Genomic DNA, 22,927 nt, shown 5'->3' with positions numbered 1-22,927 from the left:
TAAGGAGCGATTAAAATGTCTCACTACACCATCCAAACCATCCCGGAAAACTACAAAATGACTGGCTTCGGCGTTATACTGGAAGACTACAACGACTGGGCAGGCAATGCGGCAAAAACGGCAGCAAAAAAAGCCGAAATTACTGAAAACGGCAAGCTTGCCGAGCTTCTCGCGCTCGCCGACGGGCAAGTGTATCAAATCAACTACGTCCTCGACGGCAAGGCTTGGCGCGGCTTCGGCGTGATGGGCGCATACGACGTGGATGACGCGGTCGTCTTCGACTTCCTCGCCGGCGACTACCTCGTGGTGCCCGGCACAGGCGCGGACAAAGACACGCTCGCCGACGAAATAACAGGGAAAGTTTTCGGCGGCCTGCTGCAAGAAATTACGGACTACAAGTACGTGGGTCCCGGCAACGCAACCTTCGTCAAGCCGGCTGAAGACGGTAAATTCTACGGCGAGATGTGGCTTCGCGCGCAAAAAGCAGCAGGCTGATAAAAGCCAAAAGGAGCACGCTCATGGCGAATTACAGCATTGAATATAAAAAATCGTTTACTTTAACCGCTTATGGCTTTTCCATTCGGTCCAATTTCCAGGACGCGCCGGCTTTGCAAAAGGAAAAAGCGGCGTTTTGGGGAGGGCTCAAGGCTGACGGGCGTTTCGGCAAGCTCAAAGCGGCGGCCAAAGACGATCGCGAATGGTCGGTCAACGAGGTTTATCAAGGCAAACCGTGGAATTATTTCGCGGTGGAAGCCGGCAAAGCGGTGGCTGACGCCACGCGCATCATCGAGTTTCCGGAGAGCGAGTACATCGTGGTTGCAGGAACCGGCGAAAAGGAAGCTTTGTTCGATCAGTTGACTTACCGTGCTTTTGGCGAAGTGTTGCCGCAAGTCACCGACTATGCTTATATCGGCGGTCCGAATGCGACTTATCGCCAGGAAAACGGTGACGGCCATTTCTACGGCGAATTTTGGGTTCCTGTGGTTAAAAAATAAAAGGTAAGCCCTCTCGCGATGCGTAATCACGAGAGGGCTTGAACAGGAGCGATCGCGTTGCAGCTCTCAGATTCCATTCATTCCGCAATCAGGGCACTATGTCAACAAGGCGATGATTTAGTGAAGACAGGCGATCTGGAGGCTGCCAAGCAAAACTATTTGGCCGCCCTCCGTTTATTGCCTGAAAATCATCAAGAATGGGAAGCCGCTACCTGGATCTATGTCGCTATCGGGGATGTCCACTATCGGATGAAAAATTACGATAAGGCCTTCAAGTGCTTTTTTAATGCCGTACAGTGTCCGAAGGGGTTGGGTAATCCGTATATTCATCTTCGGCTGGGGCAGATCTATTACGAACAGGAAAACTTTGAAAAGTCAGCCGACGAGTTAACTCGGGCTTACATGGGCGCCGGCATTGAGATATTTATGGAAGACGACCCAAAGTATCTTTCGTTTTTGGAGTCAAACATAGAATTTCGCTAACTACAAGGATGGAGCAGGCGGTTCGTCTATTTTCATACGGAGTAGACTATACGGCTTCTGCCGCAGGTCTTTGCCATAATGAAATCTGGACTGCCGGTGTAATTGGTTCACGATAAAATATAAGTATCGATCGGGGCCAATCGAAAACGTATCCGGCCATAAAATTCTCGGATCATGCGCGATGGTTTCCATGGTTCCATTCGGCCATATTTTTCGAATGCTATTGTTTTCATAGTCTCCCGCGTATACGTTTCCTTTGGCATCGGTGATCATGCCATCCGAAGCTCCTTTTTCTCCCCGATACATCACTTGCTGCTGTACATTCATATCCGGTATCGTTCGGTCCCTCAGCGCTTCCGTTGATATCGAGTACAGATGACGACTGGAGAGCGGGCAATAATACAACGTCTTGCCGTCCGGAGAAATCGCGATACCGTCGGATGCCAATCTAAAGGGCGAAGTAGATCCGTCCTTGTTTCGGTTCGCCAGGATTTGGCCTTCCACTTTCGGCAAGAAAAAGGGATCGGGCGAAGTCGAATGGGCTCCGTTTAACCGTCTCCAGGCATGGCCGGTTTCTAAATCGACGACAATAATGGCTCCTGGCCCCCGGGAAGACGAATCCGGTATATAAGCATAGCCTGCTTTGCCGACACGAAAATCAAACCGGACATCATTCAAATAAGTGGTCGGCAGGACAATCTCCTCCGTGAATGTATATATGCGTCTTAGGGTATTTGAATTTAAATCAACAGCGACTAACTTCGCCCCTCCTTTGATAGGTTCGGAGAAATTAGGAGCTCCCGTATCCAGCACCCAGAGCGTACCCTTTCCATCGGCAACGACGCTTTGGACGCTAATAAACGACGTTGTGATATTCGCCGGGCTTGCCTCATTCGCTTCTAAATTAGGGTAAGGCTCCAACGTATCGCGAACGATTTCAGCGACCGTAAATTTAACGTCGTCTCCCCATTTCGGAAAACAAGTAAAAATTCGCCCGGTTTCAGAAACAGCAACGCCTGTAGGCATCGCGCCGTAAAATAAAAAAACCGCCTCGAACTTGCCAAAGTACCTCTCGCTCGGCAGCATCGCTTGGATAAAAATCCCCTCCGACCGGTTCAAACTGCTAACAGCAATTTATATGCGTAAATGGGGTTCAAATGCCTGCGATCAGATCATAAAGTGCCTTTTCAAGCAGGCCGCTACCGCCAAAAAAAGAGCAGCGTGCCCTCCCGTAAGAGGAACGCTGCCCCGCTGGCCATGCCGTTGCTAAATCAATCCGGATTGCCGCAAAAGCCGCTGAACGATGACGGCCACCTCCGCGCGGGTGATCGAATCTTTTGGCGCCAGGGTCGTTCCGTTCCGTCCGGAAATGATCCCGGCCTTCAGACAGGATGCGATGCCGGCTTTGGCATAGTCGGAGACATCGCCGGCATCGTCAAACCTGGCCAGTAGGAGATCGGCTTCGTCCTTCGCCGGCTCCGCCTTTAATCCGGTGATTTGCATCGCTTTTGCTGTCATGGTCATAGCCTGCTCGCGGGTAATCGTATCCGACGGTCCGAATGCGCCGTCGCCATACCCGTCGATGATTCCGTATGCATGCGCTTGCGCGACGGCATCGTAATACCAGCTGTCGCCGGTCACATCGTTATAAATATCCGTTCCGGTACCCGGCCGCGCGATCCCGAGTCCCTTGATGAGGATAGCCGCAAACTCCGCACGGGTCATCTCCCTGTCGGGTTCGAACCGCCCGTTGCCGCTGCCGTCGACGACAAGTCTCGCGCTCAAGTCATCGATCGCATCCTTGGCCCAATGCGAAGCGATGTCCGTGAAGGACTTGGAAGTGTAAACGGCCGAATAGATGCTATTGGTCAGGCTGTTGATCTTCGCATACACTTTTCCGTCGACGACCACCGTTTGAGTTGGCACCGGAGAGAAGGATCCGTCCTCGTGGAAAACGATGCCCGTCGCCATCCGGCCCGGGTCGGTCCCTTCTTCAAGAAGAAGGGTTCTTTCCACATAACCTTTAAAGCTCGAGACCTCTAAAGCGTTGCTGCCGCTGCTGGCCGTAATCTTGAATTCAATCGGCTGCGCGACGATCCGGTACCCTTTCTCCTTGGCAGCGTCCTGCATTTGACTCACGACTTCATCCGCTGGCGTCGCGATCGTAATGCCGACTTTAATGTCCTGCAAGTCCGCCGGCGCCCCCAACTGCCTTGATACGGCATCCATATCGATTTGCGCCGCGGTCAGCGTATAGGTGGCCTTCTCCGTCCGGATCTGCAGCACGGCTTCCTTGGCTTCCATCGCCTTCAGCAACTGCCCGGTCAATTCAACCACGGTCTTGTCGGATGGCGCATTCACCGGAATGGCAATGGTGGCGCCCATGCCACCCTGCGCCAGCTTTTGCTCCCATTTAACCGGGTCGATCGAAATGGTTGTGACGGTCCTCCCGCCTTCCTGCGCGGACGTGGCCTGGCCGATATCGAGCGGCGTAGCCGCAGGCGTACCTGTTCCCGTGGTACCCGGTGCCGGCGAAGGAGGCGTATCGCCATCGCCATCGCCATCACCATTACCATTTCCATCGCCATCGTCTGTTGATTTGGCCACAACCGTCAGATTCACGGCTTTGGTATCGGTCAGATCGGTATCGGTCCATGCCGTTCCGTCCCACACCTGATTCCGATACGTCGCCGTTATCGTGAAGCGCCCTGCCTCGGCGGGCGTGTAGTCTGCCTGATATACGATTCCGGCTACGCTGAATTCCCCCGACTTGCCTGCTTCCGTGGAGCTCCACGCGATTGGATAATACCGTTCCTCGCCGACGATCGAAGGCTCCACGTTCTGATGGTAGCCCTCCGCCGTCAGGACGGCGGTCTGCCCCAGCACCAATTGGCTTGGACTGACGCTGAGGAAATTTTCTTTGACGTCCGCCGGCGCATATACGGTAAGGGTCACCGACCGGGCAGCCGTCGTTTCGTTAACCCAGGCGGATTCCGTCCATATTTGCTTCTGAAAAGTAGCCGTTACGGCATGAGCGCCGACCTCGGAGACGGTATAGCTGGAGATGTACGCGCCCGCCTCCTCATCCCAGGCAAAGCTGCCGTTTTTGCCGGCCTCTGTGGAAGTCCAGGTTGCAGGGACGAATTTCTCGTCTCCCTCAACTGCGCCGTCAGCCGACTGTCTGTCCCCTTCAGCCGTTATGACGACCGTTTGCCCTGCGGCTGCGCTGCTTCGGTCGAGGGTTACAGTGTTCTTGGATTCATCGGCCTTGTGCGGCTCGGACTGCGCCTGCGCGATGCCCGTCACGAGAACTTGATCGAACATGACATCTGCAGAGGTCGTTCGGAAGCCGATTTTGCCTGCAGTCAATTCGTTTACGGGATTGGTCCACTCGATTTTCCGTTCCCCGTCTACATAACCCTTTATCGTATTCCCCTGCACGATCACTTTTAACGTGTACCACTGCTTCGCGGCAGCCGTGAACGACGTGCTGGATACGAGGGTCATGGTGCCTTCCACGCATTTGTACAACTCCAGCTTTTGGTTGGAGGCGTTGATCCGGTACATATAAAAGTTCTTGTTGTCCGTCGCTCTGAAGACGATGCCTGCATTCGCATTCGTAATCGGAACCTTGACCCGGGCTTCAAATACGTAATCCGTCCATGAATCGCCGGCTGCAATAAAGGCCGTCGTGCTCGACTTCTGGACGAGCGCCTTCGTGACATCCGTCGCGACATTCCAGGTGCCTCCGGAAGAAGTCCATCCGGCCGTATTCCCGTCTTCAAAATCGTCGCTGTACAGGACGGCATCCGGATCCGAATCGACGGGAGTCTCATCCCTGTCCAGAATATGAATCGTAAAGCTCTTCTCGTAATAAAGTCCGCCCGAATCCGTCGTTCTCACCCGAATGCTGTAGCTGTCCTTCGTTTCGTAATCCGGTTCGGAGCGGACCATCAGCGCATTCCCGAGCACGGCAATCGAGAAGCTGCCGTTGTCCGTATCGCCTTCCCCTTCCACCAGCGCATAAGCGGACGTATCCTGCTCGTCGGGATCGACGGTGGAGAAGGTTCCGACAACGCCTCCCGCGGTCGTATTTTCGGCGATACTGTCATGCGAGAGCACGATATCCGTCGGCGCTTCATTAATGGCGGACACGGCTGCATCGTCAAACAATACCTTGGCCGAGGTGGTGCGGAAACCGATTCCGCCCGCTGTCAATTCTGTTGTCGGATTCGTCCATTCCGTCTTTAATTCGCCGTCGACATAGCCTTTGACCGTATTCCCGTGGACGACCGCTTTGACCGTATACCACTGCTTCGCGGACGTGAAGGGCGTGTCGGCTACAAGGGTGAGCGTTCCGGCTACGGACTTGAACAGCTCCATCTTCTTGGACTTGGCGTTCATCCGGTACATGTAATAGTTATTTTCATCCTGCACCCTGAAGAGAAGGCCTGCGTTCTCCTCGCCGTTGATAAAAGGCAGCTTCACCTTGGCTTCATAGGCATAATCCGACCAGGAGGCGCCGGCGTTGGCGGTAAGGAGAGAGGTCTTGGTCTGGTTCCAGCTGGACAACGCTTTATTCGCGGCGCCGCCGTTCGAGGCGTCGTCTGTCACCGTCCAGCTGCCTGCAAAGCTGGTCCATCCCCCGGTATCGCCATCCTCGAAGTTGTCGCTGAAAATGGCCGGCGTCGAGTTGGCAATGACCAAGCCGCTCACATTTTCATTTTTCACGGCTACCTTCATATCGCTCAAGCTTTTCGCAAGCGTGCCCCTCACATAAATATCCGTAAACGTGACCCCGTTCACCATGCCGCCTCTGACGGGGTTTCCTTGAATCGGGGATTCTCCTCCCGTTTGGCGGACATTGATATTTTTGAGCAGGACGTTGCTCACGTCGCCGGCCGTGCTGGTGGATACCCGGAGCCAATAATTCCCGAACTGGTTAATGCCGACCCGCTCGATATCGATGTTCTCAAACGTGATGTCCTTGGCCCAACCTTCCACCGGAAGCGGATTTTCCGTATAAGCATGATCGACGAGCAGCGCTCTGGCGCTTTGATACACATAGGAATTGCGGAAGACGACGCCGATCTGCGGCACGCATATGCCCATGCCCATCTTGAAGGCCGCCGCGCGGGTCCAGGCCAGACAATCGTCGAACACTACATTCACCAGATTCTCGATCGCGCCGGGCCAATCTTTGGACATGCCTTTCTGCGGCCATGTCTTGGTGGAGAAGGTGTCGTCGTCCGAGATGGCGATAGCATGCTTCACCAGCACGTTCTGGCTCTCGTTGATATCGATGGCGTCATCCTCCAGCACATGCAGATCTTGAAAGCCCTTGTAATTCGTGATCGTCACATTGTCGGAACGAACGACCAGGAACGCCCAGAAGCCGCCATCGCGCAGAATCAATCCGTCGAACGTAAAATGGCTGGTCGCCATCGGCACTACCAGGTTGTTGATGAAGCCTTCCCCTGCCTTATGCGTAGACGGGGGATTCGTCATCTTGCGCTTGCGCATCTCGATCCCTTTGCCGTCGATCGTGCCGCGGCCGCGCATGGTGATATTCTCCGAATTCACTTCCGTTCGGATAAAGTACGTGCCGTCCGAGATGGAATCTTTGCGGAAGTCGTTCCGGTAATCCTCGCCCCTGCCCGTGCCGACAATGACGGCGCCGCCGGCCAGATAGAAGGTGACGTTGCTTTTTAAGGTCAGATTGCCGGAGAGATAGACGCCGGCTGGAATATATACCGTGCCTCCCCCAGCTTGATTGGCATCGTCGATCGCTAGCTGAATCGCATCCGATGCCATCGTGGCCCCTGTGTTGTCCGCATTGTAGGGCGCGGCCGTCACGTTATAAATGCCGGGACCCGAAGCTGCGGGAATATCCGTCTCAAGCGGATCGGCCGCAATGACGAGTCTTTTTCGGATTTTCGCAGGATCGGTCTCGTCCGCCTTTTCCCCCGGAACTTCATTGATATCCACGATGACATAGGTAGAGGAAGAAAGCGTAAACGTCAGCTTGTTCCCGTCGATCGTCCCCTGGATGTTCTTGGCCAGCGGGCTGATCGAATACGAGGTAATCGGCTCATCCGCCGTCACCTCGATGCTGACCGTCCCGGAAAAAGAAAACTCGGCGTAGTCGTATTCCGGCAAATATTCGATGACGGGAACCGTTTCATTGCCCGCCTTTAAGGAATAGACTTGAGATGGCGTATAGATGGATGGCATCGGATAGCTCTGCACGATCGCCGATTCCTCGGCGGCCTGCGGCGAAGAGATCAAATCAGCCGTGGCGGCGGTATCCGTTAAGGACACGGTCTCGTTCTGATCGAAGTCGGCAGCACCGACCGTCCGGGGCATCCAGCCTGTGAGGATGATGGCAAGCACGAGTAGCAAAGCCGTTACTTTTCTCGTTAGCATATGTACCTCCTAAAATAAACGTTTTGTAACCGCCTTCATTATCTCTCGCAAGCAGTTACCGTTATCCTCTACAATAGTCCTCCTCTTCAAAGAAAGGAGTGGGGCAAGCCCACTCTCTAGGGATAAAATTTGACTGTGCCTTGCATTTTGTTTAACCAAGGCAGCAAAAGACAGAGCCGTCCCATTGGGATGGCCCTGTCTTTGTAGAAGGATCGTACTGGTCAATTATTATAAGCAAAAGGACATAGCGGCGATCACGATTATACTTTGAATGTATGCACGATCGATCTGAGCTCGACCATCCGCTGATTCACCGTCTGCGCCGAAGCGGTGATATCCTCTGCAATGGCGCTTTGCTCTTGCGCCGAACCTGCCACGGTCTGCGTATTCTCTGCAGATGCTTTGGAGATTCCGACCATTTCCGCGACGGACGCAGATATCTCCTCCGAGCCGGCGGACAGCTGTTCGGTCGTGGCGGAGATATCCTGGATCTGTCCGGCCGTATCTCGCACCGCGACGCGGATCTGCTGGAACCCTTCGCCGATGCTTCTCATCTTTACGACGCCTTCGTCGATCGCTTCCACGTTTCGCTGCATAGAGCGCAGGGCCCTGTCCGAGGTCAGTTGAATGCCGCCGATCAGGCTGCCAATGTCCTCTACCGAACGTTGGGTTTGTTCCGCGAGCTTCTTGACCTCATTGGCCACGACCGCGAAGCCTCGGCCCTGTACGCCGGCACGTGCGGCTTCGATCGAGGCATTCAGGGAGAGAAGCGCCGTTTGGTTCGAAATCTCCGAGATGACGTCGACGATCCGTCCGATCTCGTTGGAGCGTGCGGACAATTCCTCCATCGCAGTCGACGCTTCTCCCGCGGAAGCGCCGATCACATCCATCTGCTCGATCGCGGTGCGGATGTCGGCGACGCCGTCTTCGACTTCAAGAGCAACGCGGTTGGTCATGTCCGCCACGCTGCCGGAGGACTCGGCGATTCGCTGGATGCCGCCAGCCACCTCCTCCATGGCCCGGGCTGATTGCTCCGACCCTTGCAGCTGCGCATCGGCACCGTCCGCCACCCCTTGAATCGAGGCTGCAATCTGCGAAGCGGCATCGGAAGACTGCTCTGCCGACCGCTTCAGCTCCTCCGATTCGCTCGCCACCTGGTCTACCGTCTTATTGATTTGCCGTACGATTCCGGCAAGGGAGTCGATCATCTCGTTAATGTTGCCGCCCATCTGCCCGAGCTCGTCTTTTGTCCGGACTGGTACACGGTCCTTCAAGTCTCCGGCAGCCACTTTTTTCATCACGCCAGAGATCGCCAAGATTGGCTTGACGATCAAGCCCGTCACGAACACGGCGATCAGTCCGACGATCAGAAGTACCGCGACGATAATCCAAGCGGTCAATGTCTTGGCGTGATTCACATCCGCCATGATTTCGCTTTTGGGCGCAGCCACGATCAGCTTCCAATCCGTGTTCGGAATCGAGTCGTAATGAACGATAAGCTGCCTTCCTCCAGACTCCCGGTATTCGACAGACCCGCTCGAGTTGGCCGCCAGAATCTTCTGAAAGGCTTTTTTCTCGCTATCGGAGGGCTGGAAGTCTTCTAGCTTTTTTCCAATCCTGCTTTGGTCCGGATAGGTGTAATAGTCGCCGCTTCCCGATAGGATGTAACCGAACCCGGTTTTGCCAACCTTGATTTTATTGGTCAACGTCGTTAGAATCTCGGGAGACACGCTAGCCGAAATGGCGCCGACGAATTGGCCGGAAGCATCCAGCAGCGGAACGACCAAAGGCAAGACGTACTTTTTCGTCTTTTTGCTGACCAGCATGTCCGAGATGACCGGCTGCTTCGTCTCCTTAATCTTGATGAAATATTCCCGATCCGAAGCGTCGAGGGGTAGCTGGTTCGTATCGATGCCTTTGCCGTTCGAATCAAGCACAGTATACGCGCCGATCTCCTTATCGCTCTCGTCGAGCACCTTAAGGATGGGTATGATTTTCTTTGGATCCGCCGTCTGGAACTCGCCTTGATGTTGCCCGCTTAACTCCTGTAAAGCGGAAAATTTGGATTGCATCCAATCGTCGATTCGGGAAATATTCAGCTCTTCGATCGTCTCCTGGATTCGTCCATTGTTGTCTTTCGAGACGCCTGTGAAGTACTGAATAAAGAACACCGTCGTACCTAGCAAGGGAAGAATGACCATCATGAGCAGCACGATCGACAGCTTCAGCCGTATAGAGCTTCTTCCCCGATTCCCCTTGAACTTCATAAAATTCCGTCCTCCGATACCTGTTGCACTGGTTGTTTGTCCAACAGTTTATATCGGGTCTTGTAAAATCAATATGAAGATGTAAACAAGGTATACTTTAGTAACCCATTGGCTGGCGCCCTCGAATACCGGCATTGCCATGGAGCCCTGATCCTGCTCCATCTAAATATAGACTAACCGTTTCCCCGTCCGGTCCCAGCGCCACTCGGTATTTTCCGTAAGATGCAAACCTCCATATCTCTCATCGATACCTTTTTCCTTTAGCCAATCTTTTTCTCCGGACAATACCCTCCTCCCCAGATCCGTTAATTCCACCATGGATTTGTCTAGGGATGCATCCGGAGCGTTAAGTATAAGGAGAGCACCCGGTTGCGCAGACATCGTTTTTAACCGATACCAGTACTCCAAGTCCCCCATTCCCAGCTCGTGCAGAAGCTTGCCCATCTCCTTAAACAGTTCGATAGATGATTGAATGCCCGCTTGGGCTAACGCCAGAATCGTTTGCTCGACAATGCCCAATCCATTAACCGGTGAAGGAAGACGAGCTGCATGCAGGGTAAAAGCCGCACGTGCAAAAGGCAGTGCCGAAGTGTCCAGCTGCAAGATTTCAATATGATCCTCTATACGCGGTGAGGTGTACGACTTCCAAATACGGCTGCCCAGTTCAAGTTCCCTTTCTCCAATGCGGCTCCACGTGCCGGATAAAGTCATCAACTGTTCGGATGTCAGCTGTCCCATCCCGCGGAACAAGTCGATACCGGGATAGTCCCCGATACAGAGGAGATTGATCCGGGTTCTGCCTAAAGATTGCTTGGCAAACCAATCCAATAAGTAGCACAACATGGTTTGATCGAATAAATCATGCTCGAACCACATCACCACTTCTTCGTACTTTTTGAAGCGCTGGATCGCTTGCTCCTGCGTTTCGCAGTTCTTAATGAAGTCCATAGCAGGTATACCGAGGGTCCGCTCCAAATATTGAGCCCTGCATAACCTTTCCTTGCGCCCGTTCATTTTTTCAAACGCCGGGCCCACCGGATAGATCTCCCTCCAGACTAAAATGTCTCCCGCGATATTTCCTTGTCTTAGCTTATTACCGACAACGTCCCCGTTCACAATATGGAGCATGGGTACTCCTCCCTGGTACAAGTCATTAAACACGGATACAAAGTCGGAGACCAGCAGCGACGTCTTCAATTTTCGCCGGGCGTCGAAAAGCCGTTTTTTCAAGACCGAGGAAGACACGCCCAAATAACTCGATATTTCCTTAAGCGAGTAGCCTTGAAAATAAAAGAGGCGTACCGCCAGCTTCAAATGCTGAGGCAAACCCTCCATAGAGAGGAGCAGCGTCTCCCGCCTTTCTTTGCTTTCAATGATCGACTCCACGTCGCCGGTGTCCGCCGGTATAGCAACGGCCTTGCTGAGCGGCAACGCGATCCGTTTCTTCCTGCGAAGGAATCGATAGCATTGACGCTCGACGATTTTTTTAAACCATCCAGGGAACGCTTCAGCATCTTGCAGTTTGGCGAGATTGGCGAATGCCTCCACGAATGCTTCTTGCACCGCATCCTCCGTCAAGAACGGATCCCCTAACTTTCCATATGCCACTGTATAAGCCATTCCCTTAAAATGAAGAACAACCTGTTCATAGGCATATGGATCGCCCAGCTTCGCTTGTTCTATCCATTGTCGCACCTGCGGCACCTCCTTTGTATCCGTGTCTTACATACTAAGTGCCGGCCTCCGTGCAAAAGGTTACCGCAGCTCGGGCAGCAAGCACAAAACATGCCGTTATTTATGGTACGGTTCTCCTTAACAGGTTTATCGGCCAAAAGGAATGGCGGCCCTATGGCCGCCATTCGTGTCACCTTATTCTAACCGGAGAATACATCAATGAGCCACTGAGAGATTGCGCCACAGTCGCAATAGCAACGCCGTTGCTTCCGCCCTTGTAGCCGGATCCGATGGACTGAACCGATTGCCTTCGCGTCCTTGCACCAGATTTCTCCGAACGGCGCCCTGGACGTATCCGCTCGCCCAATGCGGAATATCCGCATCGTCTGCGAAGGCGGTGCCTCCCGGCTCGCTCTCCCACTTCATTGCCCTTGCCATTATGACAACCATCTCCGAGCGGCTTACCCTTTGCATCGGTCGAAGCGTACGATCCGGATAACCCTGCAATACGCCGTTCTCTACTGCCGTACCGACCACATCGCTCGCCCAAGCAGGAATTCGCCCCTGATCGGTGAAGGGGAGCGCGCGCTCGGCAGGCCCTGTGTCAGTGCCAAGCGCACGCAGCAGCATGGCCGCAAACTCGATGCGGGTAATATCCGCTTGAGGCTGGAACGCCGCCTCGGACCGGCCCTCTACAATCCCGATCTCGAAGGCTTCGCAAATGGGGAGCTCTGCCCAATGACCCTTGATATCCCGGAATGTGCAGACGGGGGTTACCGTCCCTGGTTCCTCGGGCTTTGTCAAACGACGAATCGTCAGGTTGTACGTCTTGAGGGCGCCGCTCTCCGCTCTAACGATGAGTTCGAACGCATTGTCTCCCTCATCAAGGGCAACCGTTATTCCTCCAACCAGATTGGTCTTATCCAAGGTTACAGTCGCTTTCGCATCGGAAAGGATCGCTTCGATCGTTGCCTCGTTCGCAGTCGTCTCCGCTTGATAACGGGTCGTGCCTGCCGGGAATGCCGGCGTTAATGCCAGATCGCCTTCCTTCGCCTTCACGATCAACCGCACGAGATTCGCGTTGTTTGACGGCTGATAAATATCTCCCCCGGAGCTCCGCGGGATCACCTGCACCGTACGGATCACCGGCACCGCAGCATTTCCCGCGCGATCTGTCGCATCATATCGCAAGGTATAAGTGCCTGGCACCTGATGGTCTACGCTGCCCGTGACCGAAGCCACGATGTCCCCTTCCGCATCTGCCACGGTTACGCCAGGATCAACGAAGGAGGTTCCTGCCGTGAGGGTAACCGTCGCATCTCCGGACAGGGCAATGACAGGGGGCACCGTGTCCACCGTGAACGCATGCTCCGCCGATAAGCTGACTGGATTCCCGGTTGAATCGACTACGCCAGCGCTCACAGTATGCAAGCCGTCTGCAAGTCCGCCAGGCGGCGTCCATGACCAGCTCCCATCAGCCGCTGTCGTTACCGTTGCCGCTTCGCTTCCATCCAATCTAATCACTACCGATACGCCTTCATCCGCCAAACCGCTGATCGCCGGCAAGCGGTTATTCGTATATTCACCGTCCGTCGGTGTCGCGATCGCAGGTACGGCTGGCTGCTTCCAATTCGCATACAAAAGAATATTGCCGCTCAATGTAATCGTCTGATGGGCGCCATAAGCATCCCCGCTGCCGTCTGCCGCTGTGTTCCAGCCATTGAATCGATAGCCCGCTCTTGTCCATTCGTGGCTTATATCTTGAATTTCCACAAACGATCCGGGCAAATAAGATTGACTGCTCGTCCGTTCACCACTACCGTCCGTACCGTTCCCGGCATAAGTTACGAAAGCTTGAATGGCCTTTACATAGGGATATCCACCGTGGTGCGGTGCTTCCATGTTCCATACCGTATCGAAGTCCCAGCCCGTGTAGTTCTGCTTGTCCTTCATTTCGTCGGAAGTCAGACCTTGCCCGCTAACATCCGACTGCCCCGTCGTCTCCATATTATAGAAGCTGTTGTCCACATACCCGCTGCCGCTAATGCCGACCAGGCTGCCTGCGTTAGAACCCCCTATAACTCGCCCGATTGCATAACTCGTTTCAATATCGCCATCGCTATTATCCCCTACCAGTCCGCCCACAGAATCGCCTGGATACCCGGATTCACACGAGCCGGTCACCGCTCCAGTGGCATAGCTGTTGGAAATGAGCGAGTTGTCGCCATTATCTCCTACGAGACCGCCGACATCTTCACAGCCCGTTACGTTACCAACTGCATAGCTGTAAGAGACATGGGTATCCTCTTGTTTACCGATTAGTCCGCCTACATCAACCGGGCTGCTGACATCGCCCGCGGCATAGCTGTAGGATACAACTCCGTTATCCACGCGTCCGCTCAAGCCGCCTACATCATTTGTTCCGAATACGTCGCCAGTCGCATAGCTGTTCGTTAAATGGGAGTCTGCACTCGCCCCTGCCAGACCGCCTACAAAGTTTTGACCGTATACGTTCCCCGCAACGCCAACGTTATGGATCGTCGTGCTATTCCGGCCAGCCAGCACCCCTACGTAATCAAGGCCTCTTACTTCAACTGCATCGATGATGAGATTCTGTATAAAACTGCTCGTCCCTGCTACAACGCCGAATAGCCCCACAGGCTGACTGGAAGCAGGGGCATTAATGACTAAATTCGTAATTTTAAAATTTCGGCCGTCCAGACTCCCTGTGAATGGGATCGTCTCATCGCCAATCGGCTCCCACGGATGATCGGCATCGAACGCACGCATATCGATATCATGATTCAAAACAAAGTGACTGTCTAAGTAATCCCTCACACGATCCAGTTGATCTGCCGATTCGATCTGATAAGGGTCGCCCGTCGTTCCGTCTCCTCCCGCAAAGTCGTCCGCCGCGTAAACGATCCCCCCAGTCGCCATCCATCCCGGGAAAGAAGCGCAACACAGCACAAACACGAGAAAAACGATGATCCATCGTTCTCGCATATCCTTCATTTTACTGCCCCCTACTCACAAATAAATTTACAGTTTTCCCGACGCATCACTCCATGATTTTCCGTCCCACATCATAACATGGGCCAATGAAAGAACTATGAAAGTCCAGACCCATGGACCAAAACGCAAACAGGACGAAGCAGGAAATCCCCTGCTCCGCCCCGTTTTACGTTTAAGGCTTTGTTTCAGCTATCTGCACTGCCACGCTTATTCCTTCGTTCCTATCAATCTGGCAATAATCGTTGCAAACTCCGCTCTGGAAATTTCTTGTTCAGGCTTGAACGTATTGTCCGTGTAGCCTGTAATAATCTGATTGGACGCGAGTGCATCAATGTATGCGTACGACCAGGCATTTCCTTTAACATCTTTGAATGACGTTTGTCCGGTGCCCGTTAACTTAAAGGCTCTGGCAATGAGTGCAGCTAACTCACTACGATTCATCTTCACATCCGGACGGAATGTTCCGTCGCTATATCCGGTCATCAAGCCAGCTTCGGCAGTTGCACCGATAAACTTATTTGCCCAATGCGTTGAGGATACGTCTGCAAAGTTACTTTCTTTTCCTTCAAGCCCCATGTAAGTGGCAATGACCTTAATGGCTTCGGCACGAGTCAATCCCGCGTTCGGACGGAATGTTCCATCGGAGTAACCCGCTAGTAATCCCTTAGCAATAAGAACGTCAATGCTGGCTTTAGCCCAATGATACGTTGTATCCGTGAAATGAACGACTTCCGGCTGTTCAGGAGGTGTCGTTGTTTCTGGAGGCGTCACAGGCTCTTCTTTAACTGGTGGAGGCGTTGGTCCATTATCGATGATGGGGCCCGGATTATTTGAAACGTATGGCAGTGCCGGAACAAACGATGAGAGCAATCTGGCTTTCGTTTGTTGCTCAAGCGCATAGCCCATACCTAGCACCTTTGCATCATCCCATGCTCGGCCTACAAGCTGCATCGAGATCGAATATCCGCTATCGTTCGTCCCTACGGGAACAACTACCGTAGGCAGACCGACATTGGACGTCAATACGCCCGTGCCGCGGTCGGAGCTTAGTTGAGCGGCTGCTGCATCATTGTTATATACGTCGCTGATGAAGCCTGCGTAGACGACAGCATCGACGCCGTTTGCGTCCATCCAACCTTTAATAACTTCCTTATAGTCCGTTCGATACTTCATGTAATCTTGTACAGCCTGTTCCGTCATACGCGTTGGTGCCGTATAATCTCTTTTATTATAGATAAGCACCTTATCCGAAGCTAATACGCTCGCTCCATCCGCGTAAGGGAAATCCTTATGAAGCTCAATATAACGTGCCCAGCCCTCCGTAGATCCGTTAATACCCGCAGGACGAGTAGGCGCTGCCGGCAATGCCGACATCTCAACCATGGTTGCGCCGGCCGCTTGAAGCTGCGAGAACTTATCCATGACGGCTTGTCCGGTATCATCGTCCGCATAGGTGGATACGAAGGATGCAGGAATATAGCCGATTTTCTTTCCTTGCAAGGCATTAACGTCTAGCGATTCCTTCCAGTCGGCGGGACGTTTGTGATCTGCATCGGCGGTCACTGTGAAAATATCCTTCGGATCCGTACCCGTTGTCGCATTCAACATAATCGCCAGATCCGTCACCGTTTTAGCAATCGGACCTGCATAATCTTGTCCCCAAGTGAGCGGAATCACGCCCGTCGTACTGGCCATCCCATCCGTACCGCGGAAGCTCTTCAGGCTAGCGCCTGTCGTCGGCGCATAGAGAGATACCCCTGTTTGCGATCCCATGGCCGCCGCTGCAAAATCAGCCGCAACCGATACTGCGGACCCGCCGCTCGAGCCAAACGATGTTTTGGATGGATACAGCGCGTTCCATGTTTGCTGCCAGCCACTCTCGCTAAAGCTGCCGCTGTTCGCAAACTCGGATGTGTTTACCTTACCGATAATGACGGCTCCCGCTTCTCGCAGCTTATTGACTTGGAAGGCATCGGATTCAGGCCGCCAGCCCTCGAGCGCTTTGCTGCCGCCTGTCGTCGGCATATCCTTCGTATCATAAATATCTTTTATTGCAATCGGAATCCCTAGCAGATCGCCTTTTGCCCCTTGTGCGCGAGCATTGTCAGCAGCTTGTGCCTGGTTAAGTGCGGTTTCCGATACATGCAAGAAGGCATGAAATCCCAATTGACCCATATCGTAGGCCTTAATCCGATCCAGATAGGCTTGCGTAATTTGTACGGAAGTGGTTCTGCCAGCCATCATATCCTGCTGCATTTCTGCAATCGATTTATTGGTCACGTCATAGGGGGATGAAGTTACGAATGGATTGGCTGCAGGCGCATTTGGAATAACCAGCTGATCTCCCGTATCAAGTCCCTCGATGCCGGATATATCCCAGTTGCTGATGGAACGAATTTGCGCATTGCTTAATCCGGTTACATCCAGCTGACCGTTAAGTCCATCCAGCGTAGCAACCAGATTGTTTAATCCTTCTTCGCCGGCTTCTCCGACTTGTACATAATTGACGAGCGACTTCGATTCGCCCGGCTCAATATGTAAGGTATGAATGAATCCATAAAAATTCGCTTCGTTTCCGGATTCGGCTAACGGCGTCGTGAATGGATCCTTTTGCTGGTCGCCTAATCCGGTTAATCCATTATCGAATGGATCCGGAGATCCGACGGCAATACCTAGCGGCTTATTGTTTTTAGCGGTGCTGTCTACAACCACCCATGAGTCATCCGTCGTCACCTTGAGATCGTGCGAAGAGGTTGCCTTTACGACTGCGGCATTCGTTGTTGTACCATATCCTAAAGAGCCCCCAAATGAGACATCGACCTTTACGGCCACGTTATTCACATTCGTAAAAGTATCAAAAAATCTCGTTCTATTATTTTTGGTATCAACGTAAACCTCGCGGGTGATCAATATATTTCCCAGATTTACAGATTGCGTGGAAACAAATTTATTGACGCCGTCATAGGACAAGTTAAACCCGCGCATCATCTGACCGTTCATCAGCGAAGCTGAGGGGGATGACACTTTAACAAAGATATTGCCGAAGCCTTGTACCTGCGTCGTACCCACCGTACGTAAGCTTCCCGTGTCTAAGCTAGGGGCAAAAGCATCGTGAATCTCCCATACCGTGCCGCTCTCAGAGGTAACTCGAGTTAAGGCATCCGCAGATTGAAACGGAAACACGCCCGTTGCGATAACGGAGAATGCAATTGAAGCAGCTATCACTTGCTTTTTACCTTTACGCAGACGTTTTAATTGATTCATTATGTAGCATTCCCCTCCTTTGTATGTAAGGGAATATAACCTTATAACCATTGATAGTCAATAACGATTGTGTACATTCGTAATTTTCATCAATATTAGATGAAATTAGTGGATTGTTTTGTGACATTTCATAACATTGAAAGCCAAAGCGATCCGGCCTCATGCCTCATCTATGAGATGGTTTGCAAAATTTGTACGATTTTCCTTTCCATATCGGCGTCGTCGATCCTGTTCAAATATTCAGGCTGGAGCAGTTGATACTTCTTCATGCGGTAGAAATCCATAATGGCTTGCTTCAAGGTGATATCGTACTGAATCGAAAAGGACGGCTCGATAAAGCGCCGCAGCACGGCGTCATCTTGTACCATACACAATACGGCATTCAATCGGTTGAAAATATGCTGCTCCATTCCCTTTTCAAAAAAGGTTTGCAAGCTTTTATTCCGATTCTGCAGGGCAAGGGACAGATTGTCCAAATGGCGCGGATAAAAATCCTTGAGATCCTGCAGGAACAAATCAGAAATATAAGCGGCACACATCAAGGATTGTAAAAATGTCGTTTGAAAACGATCCAGAAAAGAAACGGAATCATCTTGGACCACGATGTCGGCTTTCTCCGCGTAATCAATGTAATAATGGACAACCTGTTCGATAATGTCATCTTTGGAGGCAAAATGCTTGTAGAGCGTCACTTTGCTAATATCCATACATTTGGCGAGATCGTCGACTTTCAATTGGCTGAACTTGGTCCTTCTTATGACGGGTTTTATTTTTTCTACATAGGTCTCTACACTTACGGTTTTTCTCACGAAAAGGCCCCCTTTGATGCTTGTCAAATGCATTATAACAAATATGCTGCTTTTATTTACACCAATTATATTATGAATTAGATTTACTAATTTAATTAATTGAGTTTATTTTATTAATTGTTTGTTGTATAATCTGTCCTGTACCCAATCATCCGGTTGCGGATCATCTAAAGGGAGGAATATTCAATGAAGTCATTCGGCAACGGCAAATGGTTTGGCAAGAAGGTTGTGATCACGGGAGGCAGCAGTGGAATCGGCCTCGCGACGGCGAAGCTGCTCGTGGATGAAGGCGCACGCGTTCTGATTACCGGACGTACGCAGGCGACGCTTGACGCAGCTCGCGAGCAACTCGGCGCCAACGCCATCGCACTATCGAGCGATGCCGCCTCCATGGAGGATATCGCTGCGCTGGCCGATCGAGCGAAGGCTGAATTTGGAACGATAGATGCCCTATTCGTTAACGCAGGTGTCACGGGCTTTGCCCCTTTCGAGTTAACGACCGAAGAAGCATACGACGAGATACATACAATCAACGTCAAAGGGTCGTACTTCACCGTGCAAAAGCTCGCTCCACTTCTGAGCGAAGGAAGCGGGATCGTCCTTACCACTTCGATCGTAAACGTAGTCGGTCTCCCGATGCTGAGTGCATACGCAGCTAGTAAGGCGGCACTGCGCTCCATGACTCGAAGTCTGGCGCGTGAGCTATTGCCTCGACATATTCGCGTCAACGCAGTCAGTCCTGGCGTCATTGACACAGGTATTATGGAGAAGGCCATGCCGGAAGAAGCCGCCAGACAGACCAAGGCACAGATGACACAGCAGATCCCGATGCTGCGTTTGGGCGATCCGTCCGAGGTTGCCAAAGTCGTAGCATTCCTGGCATTTGACGCCACCTATACGACCGGGGCTGAGTTCCCCGTCGACGGAGGCGGCTCCCAGATCTGAGCACACCACATTCCCGGTCGCCCAGACAAGTATTTGGAAAAGGGGGGTAGACATTGAGTACGAACCAACGAGAACAAATCGCGTTGATCACAGGCGCAAGCCAGGGGATCGGGTTGGCATTAGCGCGGAAATTGCTATCGCAGAGCTGGCAGGTGGTTACTTTGAACCGTTCCGACTTTCCGGCGGACGATACGTTCATTCAAAACGCCCTCAAGAACGGATCGCTTCGAGCCTATAAAGTAACGGATCTCACCGACTATGACAGCTTGAGGCGCGCTTTGGAGGATATCAAAGGCAAGGAGCAGAAGATCGATATATTGTTCAACAACGCCGGTGGCGGGTTAAGCGAGCTGTGCTATTCGTTGTAAGGCCGCGAAAAGCATTATGAGTTATTGACGGTCGTGCCCTATCTCATCCTGATGGAATTGAAGGAACTGTTGAAGAACGGCCGATTAAAAACGGTAATTAACACTTCATCGCAGGTCCTTAAATTTACGAAGGAGTTCTCGATCGAGAACCTGGAGCATCCCACAGCTTTTCGCAAAATGGTTGGTCCTTATGCGACCTCAAAATTGGCGCTATCGTTGTGGACGCAAGCCATGGCGCCGCAGCTTGCCAGGGAAGGCATCAAGATCCGCAGCGTCGATCCGGGACTTAACAATACGCTCAAAAAAGGAAAGGATTCGGGAATGCCCCTATGGTTTCAACTGCTTTTTAGAATCCTATCCTCCCCGCCGACCCATGGCGCCGACCAATTATATGAGGCAGCCCTCGGCAAACATCGCGATAAATCAGGCGTGTTTTTGTTAAAAGGTCGGGTTGCGGACTTGAAATTCACCGAATATGCGCAGCGTGTACTGGACAGAATCACTGATATATATAAACATGAATTCCTTGGCAGGAGTGCTCAAGTTCATAGCTAAGATCGATAATATGAAATTGACATATCGAGAAATGTAGATATAATATGAGCTATGGATCCTATTGAAGTATTCAAGGCATTGTCCAATGAGTCGAGGCTGCAGATTCTACAGTGGCTCAAAGAGCCCGAGAAACATTTTGTGCCCCATGAAGGAGTGGATATGAGGACAATCGGGGTGTGCGTGAGCCAGGTGACGGATAAGTTAAATATGACGCAGTCAACGGCTTCGCAGTATTTGTCCATTCTGCAACGAGCCGGATTAATTCGGACCGAGCGGATCGGCAAATACACCTACTACAAACGCGACGAAGAGAAAATAAGCGAGCTGGCTGCCTATTTGAATCAGGAACTCTAATCTGAACTGAATACCTCAAACGTATTCAGTTTTTATTTCGCTATACAGATCGACATATCACGATATGTAGTTTTAGTTGGCGATCATTAAATAATAAAAAAGGAGAAGAGCAGCCTTGTCTAACACGTGGAAAGTCTATTTCTTGGCTTTGGTTACTTTTTTGGTGGGCACATCCGAGTACGTTATTTCCGGCATCCTGGATAAGATCTCGGATACGATGGGCATTTCCGTTACTTCTGCGGGGCAGTTGGTCACGATTTTTTCCTTTGTGTACGCCATCAGCACCCCGATCCTCATGGCACTCACGGCCAAGGCAGAAAGACAAAAATTGTTGGTCGGGGCGCTGGGCATCTTCGTAATCGGGAATGTACTCTCATTCATTTTACCCGGCTATTCCCTATTTGTCGCAGCTCGCGTGGTCATGGCCATAGGCGCGGGAATGGTCGTGGTCACCGCCTTGGACATTGCCGCGAAAATCGCCGCTGCAGGCAAACAAGCGAGCGCGATTGCCACCGTCGTTATGGGCTTCACAGCCTCCTTAATTATCGGCGTGCCGCTTGGACGTATCGTCGCAGCGCAATTCGGGTGGAAATCCGTGTTCGGTCTATTGGCACTGGCAGGTCTGGCAGCTATGGTCGTCCTGTACGCCGTCATCCCTCGGGTTCAAGGGGATAAACCGATTCCCTTGTCCGAGCAGCTAGCCTTCCTGAAAAACGGCAAAGTAGCGCTAGGGCTTGCGATCACCTTTTTCTGGCTCGGCGGGTACTCGATTGCCTACACCTACATTTCACCATACCTGCTTCATGTTGCCGGTTTGAAAGAAGGAATGCTGAGCGGCGTGCTGTTGGCATTCGGCATCGCCAGCCTGATCGGATCCAGATCCGGCGGCTTCAGCACGGATAAATGGGGCGTATTCCCGACTTTGTCCGGGGGAATGCTCCTGCACGTCACCGCACTGCTCCTCCTCTCTCTAACCGTTGCTTATACGCACGCATGGCTGCCGATTGTCACCCTCCTGATCTTATGGTCGTTTGCGGCCTGGTCCACCGGTCCAACGCAACAATACAATCTGGTGCGAATTGAGCCGAATTATTCTGGAATTATGCTGAGTCTGAACCAATCTACGATGCAATTGTCGATGGCAGCGGGTGCTGGAATCGGAGGGGTCATCGTCGACCGGACGTCCCTCTCGTCGGTTACATGGGTTGGGATGGCTGGCGTCGCCATTGCGATCGTGCTCGTGGCGATCTTGAAGATGCGGATGAGTGCCGGGAGACAGGGCGTTGGGGCGTTGAGCGGCAAGTTGAAGCTGGGCGGCCGCAGGTGAAAAAGAACGTCCTTCTCCCGGACGTTCTTTTTCATTTTGAACTTAAGCTGGATGATGACCGCACCAGCGAGCGATTCCTTCATTTATGGTCTGCATTGGATTCGGATCCGATAGAGAAATCGCCCAGGCAATATGTCCATCCGGCCGAATTAGTGCCGTATGAACATCGTTCCAATCCGCTTCTGCCCCAACCAAAGAAGCATGTACGACTTGAAGGTTGCTATAATTCTCCCATTGACCGCTATTCTGTTCTTTTAAATGGAAGTGCAGCAGAAGAAACGTACCGTTGCTCAGAAACGGATAGGCGTTCATCAATTGCCCGTCTTTCAGCTTTAAGGTTAGAACCTTGATACGTTTCCCGTTTAAAGGATGGGGGGGCGCCTCGGCGTCGGGCGCATAATGTACATCCATTGCGGAAACTTGTGCGGCGATTTGATAATTAGCC

14 protein-coding genes and 1 pseudogene are annotated in these 22,927 nt (G+C 52.3%); 7 read left to right on the top strand and 8 right to left on the bottom strand.

Features of this window, described 5'->3' with window-relative positions; genetic code table 11:
• The first annotated feature begins 15 nt into the window (after positions 1-15).
• The 3 genes from KVT38_RS13400 to KVT38_RS13390 are packed head-to-tail and all read left to right on the top strand — an operon-like array spanning position 16 to position 1,478.
• Entirely contained in the window at positions 16-495 is a 480-nt protein-coding gene (locus KVT38_RS13400) for a GyrI-like domain-containing protein (protein ID WP_217594230.1), read from the top strand.
• Positions 496-518: 23 nt separating this feature from the next.
• The gene (locus KVT38_RS13395) at positions 519-995 is read left to right on the top strand and encodes a GyrI-like domain-containing protein (RefSeq protein ID WP_217594229.1); all 477 of its coding nucleotides are present in this window, start codon (positions 519-521) and stop codon (positions 993-995) included.
• A gap of 57 nt (positions 996-1,052) precedes the next feature.
• The gene (locus tag KVT38_RS13390) at positions 1,053-1,478 is read left to right on the top strand and encodes a tetratricopeptide repeat protein (RefSeq protein ID WP_217594228.1); all 426 of its coding nucleotides are present in this window, start codon (positions 1,053-1,055) and stop codon (positions 1,476-1,478) included.
• Here the strand turns inward: KVT38_RS13390 and KVT38_RS13385 are convergent, their stop codons facing one another.
• The 7 genes from KVT38_RS13385 to KVT38_RS13355 form a co-directional block, all read right to left on the bottom strand.
• Complete coding sequence (locus KVT38_RS13385; protein WP_217594227.1) at positions 1,479-2,564, bottom strand: L-dopachrome tautomerase-related protein; 1,086 nt, start codon at positions 2,562-2,564, stop codon at positions 1,479-1,481.
• Between the two features lie 180 nt (positions 2,565-2,744).
• Entirely contained in the window at positions 2,745-7,904 is a 5,160-nt protein-coding gene (locus KVT38_RS13380; RefSeq protein ID WP_217594226.1) for an S-layer homology domain-containing protein, read from the bottom strand.
• A gap of 260 nt (positions 7,905-8,164) precedes the next feature.
• On the bottom strand, positions 8,165-10,171 hold the full coding sequence (locus KVT38_RS13375) for a methyl-accepting chemotaxis protein (protein WP_217594225.1): 2,007 nt from the start codon (positions 10,169-10,171) through the stop codon (positions 8,165-8,167).
• A 162-nt stretch (positions 10,172-10,333) separates the two neighbouring features.
• Positions 10,334-11,866, bottom strand: coding sequence for a sigma-70 family RNA polymerase sigma factor (locus KVT38_RS13370; protein ID WP_217594224.1), 1,533 nt, complete (start codon positions 11,864-11,866; stop codon positions 10,334-10,336).
• Between the two features lie 195 nt (positions 11,867-12,061).
• Positions 12,062-14,860 carry an S-layer homology domain-containing protein gene (locus KVT38_RS13365; RefSeq protein WP_217594223.1) on the bottom strand — a complete coding sequence of 933 codons (2,799 nt, stop codon included), beginning with the start codon at positions 14,858-14,860 and terminating at the stop codon, positions 12,062-12,064.
• 207 nt (positions 14,861-15,067) lie between these two features.
• A complete protein-coding gene (locus KVT38_RS13360) occupies positions 15,068-18,124 on the bottom strand; it encodes an amidase family protein (protein ID WP_217594222.1) in 3,057 nt (1,018 codons plus the stop codon).
• 170 nt (positions 18,125-18,294) lie between these two features.
• Complete coding sequence (locus KVT38_RS13355) at positions 18,295-18,933, bottom strand: TetR/AcrR family transcriptional regulator (RefSeq protein ID WP_483298172.1); 639 nt, start codon at positions 18,931-18,933, stop codon at positions 18,295-18,297.
• Between the two features lie 186 nt (positions 18,934-19,119).
• Here KVT38_RS13355 and KVT38_RS13350 point away from each other — a divergent pair, with 186 nt between their 5' ends.
• The 4 genes and pseudogenes from KVT38_RS13350 to KVT38_RS13335 all read left to right on the top strand — a co-directional run bounded on the left by KVT38_RS13350 (position 19,120) and on the right by KVT38_RS13335 (position 22,482).
• Positions 19,120-19,878 carry an SDR family oxidoreductase gene (locus KVT38_RS13350; RefSeq protein WP_217594220.1) on the top strand — a complete coding sequence of 253 codons (759 nt, stop codon included), beginning with the start codon at positions 19,120-19,122 and terminating at the stop codon, positions 19,876-19,878.
• 53 nt (positions 19,879-19,931) lie between these two features.
• Positions 19,932-20,801 (top strand): annotated as a pseudogene (locus tag KVT38_RS13345) (SDR family NAD(P)-dependent oxidoreductase).
• Between the two features lie 51 nt (positions 20,802-20,852).
• Complete coding sequence (locus tag KVT38_RS13340) at positions 20,853-21,155, top strand: ArsR/SmtB family transcription factor (protein WP_217594219.1); 303 nt, start codon at positions 20,853-20,855, stop codon at positions 21,153-21,155.
• Between the two features lie 115 nt (positions 21,156-21,270).
• Entirely contained in the window at positions 21,271-22,482 is a 1,212-nt protein-coding gene (locus KVT38_RS13335; RefSeq protein WP_217594218.1) for an MFS transporter, read from the top strand.
• 42 nt (positions 22,483-22,524) lie between these two features.
• Here KVT38_RS13335 and KVT38_RS13330 read toward each other — a convergent pair.
• The coding region (locus KVT38_RS13330) for an aromatic-ring hydroxylase C-terminal domain-containing protein (RefSeq protein ID WP_483298171.1) at positions 22,525-22,927 on the bottom strand (403 nt) is incomplete at its 5' end.

Source organism: Cohnella sp. GbtcB17 (assembly GCF_019091135.1).
Classification (GTDB): Bacteria; Bacillota; Bacilli; order Paenibacillales; family Paenibacillaceae; genus Cohnella.
This window is presented reverse-complemented; position numbering and strand designations above follow the sequence as displayed.